Origin of the sequence: Bradyrhizobium sp. STM 3562 (assembly GCF_045571435.1) — a bacterium.
GTDB lineage: Bacteria > Pseudomonadota > Alphaproteobacteria > Rhizobiales > Xanthobacteraceae > Bradyrhizobium.
On sequence record NZ_CP120694.1, the window covers coordinates 4989302 to 5001514 of the forward strand.

Here is a 12213-nt window from a genome sequence, read left to right on the forward strand (position 1 = left end):
CGCAGCGTGCGCCAAAAGCCCAAAGCCAACGCGGTCTATTGAGCAGCTAGGCCCCGCGCAGCCTGAACCCGTGTGACCGGGGGCGGGTCCCATTTTCCCGTGATCGCCTCTGATTTCGGGGCATACATGCGCATGGTCAAATTGAACGGCCCCTTTGGAGCTGGCAGCCAGTTGGCTTCCTTGTCAGTGCCCGGACTTTCGTTCTGAAAATAAAGATCGAGCGATCCGTCCGGATTGTATTTCCACGGCATCCAGCTACTGACGGCGAAGCGATTGAGCGCGTTTGGGACCTGATAGCCCTCGCTGTTATACAGTGTGACGGACCAGAACGCGTGGACGGGTGGTGTGCTTGCCTTATCGAAGTGAAGAACGAACTTGTTCGACCCCTCGAGCGGCTTTCCCATCTCATCACCAAGATTGAAGGGATAGATCGCATCTTCAGGCACGCTCGCCCCAAGGCCGACTGCGGCCACGACAGCGCGTTTTAAGTAGTAGTTGCCATAGACGCCCATCGTGGTCGTATTCATTTGCCAGCCGTTGACGACGCGGGCCAGCCTTGGTGTGATCCATTCCATCAATTTATGCGCGTCTTCCGGAGCCGTCATGAGCCCCCTTCGAATGGCAGGATCGACCTTGCTCAAGTCGAAACTCTTGCCACGCTCGATGCCGATCTTCTTCAGCTCATCCAGCATAGGTTGATCAGTGATGTGCGGAGGGTTCACCTTCAAAAGCTCGGCGGCATATGCGAAGTAGCGATCTGCCGACATCCCGTCCACCTGCTCTTTCGGCGGCGTCTTCATGTCGATGCTGGGATCGACTTTCACGGTCAACAGCTGAGGTGGTTTGCCCCACTCGGACAGTGGGGTGACCCTGTAGTCCGCTTGTATCTTGTGGACTGCATCATAGTCCTGTGGACCGTCAGTTTTCGTGCGCCCGATCACGATGCTGTAGGGGGTCGGCGCCTCGATGACCTGTGTATCCTTGGGCAGCTTGAAATCCTCGATGACACGCTGTCGTAAGTAAGCGCTTAGCCGCAACCCTATTGATGCTGGCTTGACGTTTTGCGGAACCGCCATGGCATGAGGTCGTCGATTTCGCTTTGGGGATGGCCGGCAATGATCGCCGTGAGCGTTTCGGCGATGTAGGCGACCGGGTTGACGTCGTTGAGCTTACAGGTCGCCACGATGGATGCGAGCAAGGCCCAGTTTTCGGCTCCGACCTCATGACCGGCGAAGAGAGCGTTTTTTCTGGTCAAGCAGATTGGCCGGATCGCGTTTTCAACCGGATTGGTATCGAGCTCGAGACGCCCGTCATCGAGGAAGCGCGTCAGCCCCTGCCAATGATTGAGCGCGTAGCGGATGTCCTCAGCGAGCGTCGAGCCGCTGGAGATCATCGACAGCTGTTTCTCGAACCACGGCTTCAACGCCTCGACGAGCGGCAGCGAGTGTTCCTTCCGCGCGGCCAGCCTGATATCCGGCGATGAACCGCGTACCATGGCTTCGATGGCGTAGAGCTGTGCGATCTGCCGGACGGCGGCCTCGGCGATCGGCGATTTACTGTTGCGGGCCAATTTGACGAAGCGCCGGCGCAAATGGCTCCAGCAATGTACGAGCGTCCACGGCCCTTGCGGTCGGGCGACTTCGAGCAGCCGATCATAACCGTCATAGGCATCGCATTGCAGGAAGCGTCCGTTGAAGCCGTCCAGGAACTGCTCAGCGAAGGCGCCGCTGCGACCGGGGGCATATCGGAACAGCACGATCGGCGGACTTGGGCCGCTATGGCCGCGGTCGTCGGAGACGATTGCCCAGAAGTAGCCCTTCTTCGTTTGACCCCGCCCAGGATCGAGCACCGGCGCCGTGGTTTCATCCATGAACAGACGATCCGCTGCTGCCAGATGGCGGCGCATGCGGTCGGCAACGGGTTGCAGATGGAAGCAGGCGCGGCCTGACCAATTGCCCAGGGTCGCCCGATCAAGCCGGATCCCCTGGCGCGCATAGATCTCGGCCTGACGGTAAAACGGCGTATGGTCGCCAAACTTGGAGACGATCACCTGCGCAATCGCCGCTTCGGTCGGTAGTCCGCCAGGCACGACATGCTCCGGCGCGTGCGCCTGCACGACAGGGCCGGAGCAGCGGCGGCAGATGTATTTCGGGCGGCGCGTGACCAGCACGCGCCATTGTGCCGGGATCACGTCAAGGCGCTTGCTGACGTCCTCGCCGATCTTCGTCATCGCGCCGCAGCCGCACGGACAGAACGTGCTCGCAGGCTCGAGGATCCGCTCCACCCGCGGCAAATGGGCAGGCAAGCAGCCCCGATTGCGATGACGGTCCTGATCCGATCCAGCACGCGATCGGCCCCTGATGACGGCCGCAGCCTTCTCCTGTGCCGCGTCCAGGACGCCTTGCGCGATCTCCACGTCTTCGAGCGGCAAATGATATTGATCTGGCCGCAGCTTCTCGGACTTCGCTCCGAACTTCTCTCGGCGTAGTTCCCCGAGAATGACCTCCAACCGGCGCCGCGCTTCTTCCGACGTTGCCAGCGCCGCTTGATGTTCGCTCAATGCTGCCTGCGTTTGCGCTAAAAGCGCCTTCAGGCGTTCATTCTCGTCGCGAAGCGTCGCGGTGCTCATGCGCCATGTCGAGCACATCTGCGCCGCCGGCGCCATGCCCAACTCGGTACAGAGTCATTCTGCCGCACTTATCCAGCGACCTGTGGACGCCGCGCTTCCTCCGGGCGGACCAATCTCCAGTCCAAGCCTTCGAACAGTGCCGCGAACATCGCCGGCGATATCCGCATCACGCCATCCGCAATCTTTGGCCACACGAACTTGCAACCCTCGAGGCGTTTGTGCACCAGCACCAGGCCCGTTCGATCCCACACCAAAATCTTGATCCGGTCCGCCCGTTTCGACCGGAACACGAAGGCTGCACCGCTGAACGGATCGAGACCAAGCATCTCCTGCACCTTCGCAGCAAGCCCATCATGCCCACAGCGGAAGTCGACGGGCCGCGTCGCGATGTAAATCTTCAGCTCGGCGCCGGGGACAATCATCGTGACGCCCGCACCGCGCGGATCACTCGAGATAACTGCTCCCCATCTATCGCCGCGTCCGTCCGCACGACGACGTCGCCAATCGCAATCTCGAGCTTGACTGTTGGAACGTGACGCTCCTCAAACGGCCCCTCCACGACCAGCGGCGCGAACGGCGGCTGCGGAGCCTCGCACGACGGCAATTCGCCGCGCTGTCGGAAGCGTCGTCGCCAATCGTAAATTTGCCAGCGCGTCGCCCCGTGCTTGCGCGCCACCTCCGCCACCTGAGCGCCGGGCAACAGACTTTCGGCGACGATCCGAGCCCGCTCGGCCTCTGAACGCACGCGACGCCCGGACGGTCCCTCAAGCACCTCAAGCCGGCTGACTGCTCCACCAACTGATGAGCTGTCCAAATGGGCGTCTTTTTTGCCGTCCGATCCCATCCCAAACCTCCGTTCAAGCCGGAGGCTTCTTCGCACATCTAATCCAACCCCGAAGCCAGGGTATTGGCTGAGCGCTTACTGTCGTAAATCAGGCCGCCATCCAGGTGGAATGACCATGCCCCCAAGTTTTATCCAGTCCTGAGTTCGCCCTGGCTGTTGGATTTACCCGGTTGGGCGGTGGGAGCGACGGGAGCTGGCGCGGAGCCCTCGGCAAAGCGCAGCGCCAGATCCCGGCGCGGGTGGCAGATCAAGGCAAACTCAGATGGTGTTCTCCATCCAAGCTGCGAGTGTGGTCGTGCCTCGTTGTAATCGGCCTGCCAGCATTTGAGCGCGATGCGGGCGTGGGCCAGCGACGTGAACAGTGTCTCGTTCAACAGTTCGTCCCGCAGCCGGCCATTGAAGCTCTCGATGAAGGCGTTCTGCATGGGCTTGCCCGGCGCGATGTAGTGCCATGCGATGCGGTTCTGATCGGCCCATGCCAGGATGGCGTTGCTGGTGAGTTCGCTGCCATTGTCGCTGACCACCATCTTCGGCTTGCCGCGCTCAATCACCAGCCGGTCCAGTTCCCGCGCCACCGGCGTGCCGGAGAGCGAGGTATCGGCCACCAGCGCCAGGCACTCGCGGCTGCAGTCGTCGACCACTGTCAGGATGCAGAAGCGGCGGCCGTCGGTGAGTTGATCGGATACGAAGTCAAGCGACCAGCGGTCGTTCGGCGCCATTGGCACCATCATTGGCGCCCGGGTCCCGATCGCCCGCTTGCGACCGCCACGGCGAGGCACCGCAAGCTTCTCTTCCCGGTAGAGCCGGAACAGCTTCTTGTGGTTGATCACATAGCCCTCTCGCTTGAGCAGAACGTGCAGGCGCCGATAGCCGAAGCGGCGGCGCTGCTGGGCGATCGCCCTCATGCGCTGGCGAAGGCCGGCTTGGTCCGCCCGGGTCGTCTGGTATCTCATGGTCATGCGGCAGCAGCCGATGGCTTTACACGCCCGCCGTTCGCTCATCGCGAATGCGCCTCGCAGATGGGCGACAGCTTCCGCTTGGCCGCGGGCGTCACCATTTCTTTCCCAAGAGATCCTTCAAGGCCGCGTTGTCCAGCATGGCGTCGGCCAACAGCCGTTTCAGCCGCGTGTTCTCGTCCTCCAGCGTCTTCAGCCGCTTGGCCTCCGAGACCTCCATCCCACCGAACTTGGCCTTCCATTTGTAGATGCTGGCGTCGCTGACGCCATGCTTGCGACACAGGTCGGCGACCGAGACGCCGGCCTCGTGCTCCTTCAAAATCCCGATGATTTGCTCTTCCAAAAAGCGGCTGCGTTTCATGCTCTGGTCCTTGTCGTGGGCCAGAACGAACTTCAAACTGGATTAAGCCCGTGGGGCAAGGTCAGGAACGACCAGAAACGTCTGAGCCTGCGTCCCTGTCGTTCTCCAGGCTGGAGACGCATACACATCGGTCCACATGTCGAGCATGGGTAGAAGGAAGTAACGACCGTTGGTATCAGGCGAGGAAACAACGACAGGCTCTTTGGTCATGTCGAGCCAAGCCAAGGAATACAGCGTATCGAAGTTGATACGGACGACGAGCTTGAGATCGTCGGGGGGATAAGCGGCTGCGCTTACGAAAGTGTTCATCGGCCCTCTGAGCGGCTCCTTTCCGGGCTCGCTGTTAGTGCTCCAAAGCCGCGTAACATCCGTCGAAATCAACGGATAGAAATACAGATACGCGTTGACGCCAATGGCGTGTGCCTCTTGCTCGGTTATGGCTGATTGGGAATCTGCCGGAACTGCAGAACTAGCCAGGAAGCAAGAGCTCAAGAGGACGGCTAATTTTATATGCTTCATTCGCCTACTCCCGCATCAGCTCGTCTTTTCCGGATGCTAGAGGGCGAAGAACACGATCGCCTATGCAAGTTCGGCAAGCCGGAGCTTAGTGGGTGGGACCGATCGACTCAGGACTCCCGCGCGAGGCCAACAGGTAGCGTTTGAAATAGTCGGCCGTGAAGAACCTCCCAAGCCATTCAGCGGACTCAATTTTGCGGACGGAGCGGCATTTGAGATTGCAAGCTTTTGGGGTGTGAGACCGCAAAAGCTTGCAACTTCGTTTTCGGGATTATCGATGCCCGTGATTCCTTCGGTCGCATCGGAGGCGACGATGCGACCGAACGAACGACGCGACAGCGGACAGACCGATATCTTGCGCTCGCGGCTGGACGCGATCATCGACATAGGGCACCCGCTGGTGAAGCTTGCGCAGACGATCGACTGGTGGTTCCTCGAGCAGCGCTTCGGGGCGGTTTACGAGGGTTTGCTTTCCGCCATCTGCGGATTCCGACGAAGTCGCCCAGGGATTCCGAGACGATGTCGCCCACCTTTCCGATTTGATCTCGCCCGGGGGCGAGGCGTTCTGGCAGAGGTCGTCGCGGGCGCTGGCATCGAGCGGGGCGAAGACCAGTCGTCGAGGATGAGCAGATCGACGCGGCCAAGCGCGCGCAGCAGGTGCGGATGGCGGCCGTCGTCGCGGGCGAGTGCCAGATCGTCGAACAGGCGCTGGGCGCGCTGGTAAAGGACGGAGCGATTGTCGCGGCAGGCCTTGTGGCCGAGCGCCGAGGCGATCCAGCTCTTGCCGACGCCGGCTGGTCCGCAGATCAGCAGGTTAGTGTGGTCATCGAGCCAGCGGCCCTCGACAAGCTTGGCGAACAGCGGGCGGGTTATTGCTTGCGGACCCTGATTTCCCGTGAGCGTGGTTGCGGTGCTGGCTGATCGTGTGGTGTGCGCGCGCCAAAGAGAGAGAACAGGCCAGGCGGCACCGGATCACCAGGCTGCCATCTTACGATCGTTCCGGGAATGGCCGTAGTCACGCCGGCTGAGCCCGCCGGCCCGGTGGCAGCAGCAGTCCCCATCAAGCCGCCGAACAGAATCGTTGCGAATAGAAGGGAGGGCTTCATGTTTGCTACAGCCTCCTCTGGTCCTATAGAGATCATATTACCAAACACCCGCCGATCGGCCTATGCGAAACCGGCAGATTTGCCGAATGCCGCGGACCCCAACCTGCCCGGTGCGTGGTCTGGCCGAAAATTGCCCAGCCCGCGTCCCGGTCCAACGCGCGTTCGGCTGACCCACCAATCGGATGCCCTCCGCCGCGCGATGAGGTCTCGCTATCCGACTTAATTCCAACACCGCATGCGAGCCCCGGCACGATGCCACAATTCCGTGCATTGATCAGAAGTGGTAGTCGCGATAAAACACGCCCATTCCTAGCGGCGGCGATTGGGGTAGGTGAACAGCGATCTTTGAGGGTCAGCCAGTTTGGGGCTGGCCCATGGATATTTCATAACCGCGAACTTTTCTCGGGAGGCCGGAAATGGCCTGGAGTAGGGTTATCAGCTTCACCGATCCGCTGGCATGTCAGGCGGCGATCCTGGCGGCCGACGTCGAAATATTCCCGATAACAAGAGAAGATTTTGAGGTCGAAATCACGCAGGTCGGCACAAACCGGCTTTGGATGCAACGTTTCCACGTATCCTCGCCGCAACTCTGCACGGTCGCCTGCAAGCCAGACCGGCGATCGATCGGCTTTCTTACCGAGCCCAATTCGTCGCCGTTCCAACACTGCGGCCTGGAAGTCTTGCCCGGCGACATCATCGTCAACAGATCCGATGTGGTGCATCGGCGATCCGGCCCCAATCTAAAATACGGCTCGATGTCTCTCCCGATCGATGAACTCGATACTGCAGTCGAGGCAATCATCGGCCGTGACTTTGTGAAAAGACTGGATCAGCGGATTGTTCATCCGCATCCTCAATTGATGTCGCGCCTGTTGAGGCTGCACAGAGCGATAGGACAGCTCGCCCATGACTGTCCGGACATACTGCAACTGCCAGAGGTGCTTCGTGCGCTTGAGAACGAGCTTATCCACACCATGGTCCGATGTCTCGCGGAGGGCGCCGACGTAGAGACCACGACTGGCGGCCGCCGCCACGACGCGATCATCGCGCGTTTCGAAGATTTCCTGGCGGCAAATCCCGACCGGCCGCTTTATCTCACCGAAATCTGTGCCGGCATCGGCGTCGCGGAACGAACGCTTCGTGCCTCATGCGAAGAGCATCTGGGGATGGGACCGATCCGCTTTCTCACCCTACGCCGAATGCACTTCGTCCGGCGGGCGCTGTTGCGTGCGGATCCATCCAAGTCAACTGTCACCCACATTGCCACGAATCACGGGTTTTGGGAGCTTGGGCGTTTCTCGGTCGCGTACCGTACACTATTCGGGGAGTCGCCATCGGATACATTGCACCGCGCCGTGGAGCGCACTGTGGTCGGCATTGATCGCGGGTCGACACTCGCGGGCGGCGAAACTCCACACTTGAACCAAAAGCACGCGAAGAAAGACACAACCAGGTGTCGAATTGCGGGTCTCTTGCCGAAACGGCAGGGGACGCCTCTCACCAGCGTGCCCTGATCTCAACATCGTATCTCGGTCGAGGGCGCTAGTCGACAATTACACGGCAAGTCCCTGCAACGACGATCGCCTTGACGGACGGGCATCTATGAAGGGCCCTTGAGATCATTTTTGCGAAATTTTGATACGCGTAACCGCGGACTGTTCTGCCTGGGGGAGACCGATGCCTTGGAGTAGAGTCCTCAGTTTTACCGACCCCCTGGCCTGCCAGGCGGCCGTTCAGGCTGGCGACGTGGAAATCCTTCCTACCGCGAGGGGACGCTTTCATGTCGAAATGACGCAAATCGGCATGGACAAGTTGTGGATGCAGCGTTTCGGCGTGGTTCTGCCGCAGATAAGCACCATAGCGACGGCGCATGATCGCATGGCCATCGGCTTCGTCGAGACAAGCTCACCGAACCTGCAACATTGCGGCGTCGAGGTCACGCCGAACGATATCCTCGTTCATGGCCACGACATCCTGCACCAGCGATCTGCATCCGGCTTTCACTACGGAACAATGTCAGTTCCGCTGAACGACTTTCCTGCGTTTGCAAAGCGATCACTGGGCGAGAGTTTTTGGAAGAACCGCGCTCCTCGATTGTCCGTCCGAGTCCTGCGTTGATGTCGCGACTGCTGAAGCTGCACAGGATTGTCGGCCGACTTGCACACGACGCTCCCGATATACTTGCTCTGCCGGAAGTACGCCGAGCGTTGGAGGAACAATTGATCCACGCCATGGTACGATGCCTCGCCGAAGGCGCCGGCGTCGAGGTCACTACGGGTGGTCGCCGCCACGATGCGATCATCGCGCGCTTCGAGGATTTCCTGGCGGCAAATCCCGACCGGCCGCTTTAGCTTACCGAAATCTGTGCCGGCATCGGCGTCGCGGAACGAACGCTTCGTGCCTCATGCGAAGAGCATCTGGGGATGGGCCCGATCCGTTTTCTCACCCTGCGCCGAATGCATCTGGCGCGCCGGGCGTTGCTGCGCGCCGAGCCGGGAAGTGCTACCGTAACTCGCGTCGTGACCGATCACGGTTTTTGGGAACTTGGCCGCTTTTCTGTCGCGTATCGCGCGCTGTTCGGGGAGTCGCCGTCCGAGACGTTGCGGCACTCCGTGGAGCCTACTCCGGCCCAAATTGCCCATCCGTCACTTAGAGCCATTGCGGCGGAAATGCCTGAATTGGCGTGACGCGCTGGGGCGAGGCGTCGATAGGCTGCTCAGCCAGCAAGCCCCCTCGGCCAATTTAGGAACATTGTGATCTTGCAAATGTTTGTCGATCGGATCGCGGGACGAGATAAGTCGCGGCCCGGAAACCGAAGCGCCACATTACGCGCGGAATTCCCGAGCTCTGCGAAAACCTCCGGATAAGCCGATCCGTTCTGTTGCTTCCCCACGGGGTTTCGCTTTCCCTGTGTCCGGGCACGGGGATTCCTGCGGATGCGTGGACCCGCTTCTGAGCTGTTTCTACTTTTCACTCTGCTTGCAGATACCAGCATCGCTGCCACAGCTTGCGTTGATCCGACTCAGCTTGCACACTCGGCCGTCCGGCTTACGCGATATTTCGACGAGTTGGAGAGCCATGACCATCGCGGTTTGGTCGGAGTGAGGGGCACCGGATGGTTTCTATCCCCAACGACGATCGTTACCGCCGAGCACGTCACCGCCGCAATGACGCTCTCAACCCAAAGCTGGAAGCCGCTCGAGATCGTCGACGAAGATGGCAGCCAATTCGTCCCCACGCGCATTCAGCGCGTAGCGGGACCCCAAACCGAAAGGCTCGCTATCATCGAACTGCAACGCGCCGTCTCGGACGCGAGAAGTGTCGCAATCCGCAAAGAGCCGCTGGCGCCCGACGAGCAGGTCATGGTCCTCACCTATCCGGCCGGGCGTCCGCAGCTCATCACCGGACGATTCGTTCAATTCGGGGATTACGGAAAGCTCATTGGTTTGGTGCTGTTGGAAATGTACGACGGCGACAATCGCCTCATTGTCGATCACGGCGCGTCAGGAGCCCCCGTTTTCGATTGCAAGGGCCGCATCGCGGCTGTGGTCAGCAATGTCTTTACTCAAAGCATCGAGTGGGCACACCACGAGATACGCATCTCGACCGCGTGGGGCATGCCGAACGTCGTGTCTGTGCCCATCCAGGCGCTCGATGACAGTTCTCCCCAACCCCACTGAGATCGTAGATTCCACTGGTATTTGCTCGTTTCGCTCATCCGCTAACGAGACCAACGGCGCTTCCTGTCGCGTGGCGCTTCTCTGCGCTCGCGTCCGGTTAACATACACGCAAGCAGCCATGGCATCCTACTCAAACTCCCGTCTGTTTGCCGCTATCGCATAGTGGCTCGGGATGCCGATGATTATCTTTCCCTTAGCCGGGGGTCATATTTGGTCGGAGAACACTTAACTCGCGACCGGCTGGGTTTAGTGTCCTGCAGGGAGACGAATATGCTTAGCTTGAGAACACTCTTCGCTGTCGCTTTGCTCGTCCCATTCATTGGCGCGTCATTACCGGTAAAAGCGGCCAAGATGGATTCCAGGGCAGCACGTGCTGAATGCTTCAGGCAGGCGCAGGCTGCAGTGAACACCATCGGCTTTAGTCCGACAACTGCCGACAAAAATGAGGTTGGAATGGACGCCTATCGCCAGTGCTGCTATAAAATGGGCATACGGCCATAAGACGACATGATCGTCTTCTAAAGACCGCTGTCGGGCGGTCTTTTTTTGTTGACCGTGGCCTCAGTCGCGATCCCTCCCCCACCACCTGCCGGAATTGCATAGCCGCCGCGCCCTCCGAAGTTCCGAAGCCGCATAGCCAGATCCGGCCGCTGATCTAAAGCTTTCCAACTCGGTGAGGCGCAGAACCTTGAACAGGCCGCAAGAACTGTCCGCCGCTCCGACGGGTGGGAGATATGGCAGAAGGCGGTACACTTACCTTTAGCGATCCGCAGAGTTACGAAGCCGCATTTGGCGATGGACGTGTCAACCTCACGGTGACAGGCGCCGGAGATTTCAAGGCACGACTGACATGGCTGAAATTGCGGCATCTCGACGTTCGTCGGTATTACGAAAGCCTCCCGCGTATTGCCTTTATTTCGCTGCCCACCGATCGGATTTTTCTGTCGTTTCCGGTGGGTACGGCATCACCGATATTCGGTGGATTTGCTTTGCGAAGCGGCGACATGGTCTTTCACAGCCGCGGCGAGTGCGTGCATCAACGCACCAGCGGCGAGTGCCAATGGTGTTTGATATCGTTGCCGCCTGAGCAACTCGCCAGTTGCGGCAAGGCATTGACCGGACGGTCGATCACGTCCCCACCTGCAAACAGGATACTCCGTCCCTCGCGCTCGGAAGCAGCAAGGTTTCAGGGCCTGCTCAGGCAGGCCTGCCACCTTGCGGAAGCCAAAGCGAAACTCATCGCGCGTCCTGAGATCGCACGAGCACTGGAGCAGGAAATGCTTCACGCCATCGTGCATTTCCTGGCTGCCAACGAGGCCGACGACCATCCCAGGGCAAGACATCATCGCGCTGCCGTAGTGCTTCGTTTCGAACAAACGCTGAGCAAGCGCATTGATCAAAAATTTAGGATGCCGACGATTTGCGCGGAGATTGGCGTAGCAGAGAGAACGCTGCGGATGTGCTGCAGCGAATTTCTCGGCGTGAGCCCCACGCGGTATGCCTTGTTGCAACGATTGAACAAAGCTCGCGCAGCGCTGCGGCGCGCCGATCCTTCGAAGGCGAGCGTCGCGCAGGTGGCCCGAAATCATCAATTCCTGGAGCTTGGGCGTTTTGCGGTGACGTATCGCACCACCTTCGGTGAATCGCCTTCAACCACACTGCAGCGCAATTACGAAATTTAAGAGCACCTTGCCGAAACCGCATAGCGTAACACGCTCCCTGTGGTTCGACTCCGCGTTAACCGCCCCTGTCAATGTCACAGCGTACGACGTTGGCTGACGCCGAGATTGAAGGCGCCCTTCTATTGCAGTCGATCCCGGGAAGCGGAGGATGGAAGGAGTGCTTGGCCGACCTAGAACAGGCGCGCTCCGAAGAGCTACTTCAATGCACACTGCCGTCCCATCACACAATTGTCCAAGATAGGAGAATAATCAATGTTGCGTAGAGCACTGATTGGATGTGCAGCCGCCCTCGTTGTGGGCGCAACCCTTGTCCCCGCCGACGCGCTCGCTCGTGGTTTTCGCGGTGGAGGGTTTCACGCTGGTGGGTTTCACGGCGGCGGGTTTCGCGCGGCAGGTTACCGAGGCCATGCCGTAGGCGTCGCGGGACGTGGCGTGGCTT

The 12213-nt window shown here is 60.0% G+C and carries 10 protein-coding genes and 3 pseudogenes; 6 read left to right on the top strand and 7 right to left on the bottom strand.

The features are described from left to right. Positions 1-35: 35 nt before the first annotated feature. The 7 genes and pseudogenes from P6U23_RS23175 to P6U23_RS23205 all read right to left on the bottom strand — a co-directional run. Positions 36-1076 carry a DUF1254 domain-containing protein gene (locus tag P6U23_RS23175; RefSeq protein ID WP_407174887.1) on the bottom strand — a complete coding sequence of 347 codons (1041 nt, stop codon included), beginning with the start codon at positions 1074-1076 and terminating at the stop codon, positions 36-38. Beyond that, a complete protein-coding gene (tnpC, locus tag P6U23_RS23180; RefSeq protein ID WP_407181549.1) occupies positions 1040-2647 on the bottom strand; it encodes an IS66 family transposase in 1608 nt (535 codons plus the stop codon). Before tnpC ends, P6U23_RS23175 begins: the two co-directional genes overlap by 37 nt. Positions 2648-2697: 50 nt before the next feature. Next, positions 2698-3051 carry an IS66 family insertion sequence element accessory protein TnpB gene (gene tnpB / locus P6U23_RS23185; protein WP_353705796.1) on the bottom strand — a complete coding sequence of 118 codons (354 nt, stop codon included), beginning with the start codon at positions 3049-3051 and terminating at the stop codon, positions 2698-2700. Continuing rightward, the gene (tnpA, locus tag P6U23_RS23190; RefSeq protein ID WP_407174888.1) at positions 3048-3473 is read right to left on the bottom strand and encodes an IS66-like element accessory protein TnpA; all 426 of its coding nucleotides are present in this window, start codon (positions 3471-3473) and stop codon (positions 3048-3050) included. Before tnpA ends, tnpB begins: the two co-directional genes overlap by 4 nt. A gap of 128 nt (positions 3474-3601) precedes the next feature. Next, positions 3602-4790, bottom strand: a pseudogene (locus tag P6U23_RS23195) (IS3 family transposase). 63 nt (positions 4791-4853) lie between these two features. Beyond that, positions 4854-5309: pseudogene (locus tag P6U23_RS23200) on the bottom strand (DUF1254 domain-containing protein); the annotation flags it as partial. A gap of 562 nt (positions 5310-5871) precedes the next feature. Next, positions 5872-6173 (bottom strand): annotated as a pseudogene (locus P6U23_RS23205) (ATP-binding protein); the annotation flags it as partial. A 655-nt stretch (positions 6174-6828) separates the two neighbouring features. On the opposite strand from P6U23_RS23205, the gene P6U23_RS23210 reads away from it, so the two are divergent. The 6 genes from P6U23_RS23210 to P6U23_RS23235 all read left to right on the top strand — a co-directional run bounded on the left by P6U23_RS23210 (position 6829) and on the right by P6U23_RS23235 (position 11774). Next, positions 6829-7926 (top strand): helix-turn-helix domain-containing protein, encoded by a 1098-nt coding sequence (locus P6U23_RS23210; protein ID WP_407174889.1) that lies wholly within the window; start codon positions 6829-6831, stop codon positions 7924-7926. 163 nt (positions 7927-8089) lie between these two features. Beyond that, entirely contained in the window at positions 8090-8530 is a 441-nt protein-coding gene (locus P6U23_RS23215; RefSeq protein WP_407174890.1) for a hypothetical protein, read from the top strand. Further along, the gene (locus P6U23_RS23220) at positions 8530-8763 is read left to right on the top strand and encodes a hypothetical protein (RefSeq protein ID WP_407174891.1); all 234 of its coding nucleotides are present in this window, start codon (positions 8530-8532) and stop codon (positions 8761-8763) included. Before P6U23_RS23215 ends, P6U23_RS23220 begins: the two co-directional genes overlap by 1 nt. A 72-nt stretch (positions 8764-8835) precedes the next feature. After that, on the top strand, positions 8836-9099 hold the full coding sequence (locus tag P6U23_RS23225) for a helix-turn-helix domain-containing protein (protein WP_407174892.1): 264 nt from the start codon (positions 8836-8838) through the stop codon (positions 9097-9099). 249 nt (positions 9100-9348) lie between these two features. Further along, positions 9349-10092, top strand: coding sequence for a serine protease (locus P6U23_RS23230; RefSeq protein WP_407174893.1), 744 nt, complete (start codon positions 9349-9351; stop codon positions 10090-10092). A gap of 734 nt (positions 10093-10826) precedes the next feature. Further along, positions 10827-11774: a helix-turn-helix domain-containing protein gene (locus P6U23_RS23235; RefSeq protein ID WP_407174894.1), complete on the top strand. Its 948-nt coding sequence runs from the start codon at positions 10827-10829 to the stop codon at positions 11772-11774. The last annotated feature ends 439 nt before the right edge of the window (positions 11775-12213 follow it).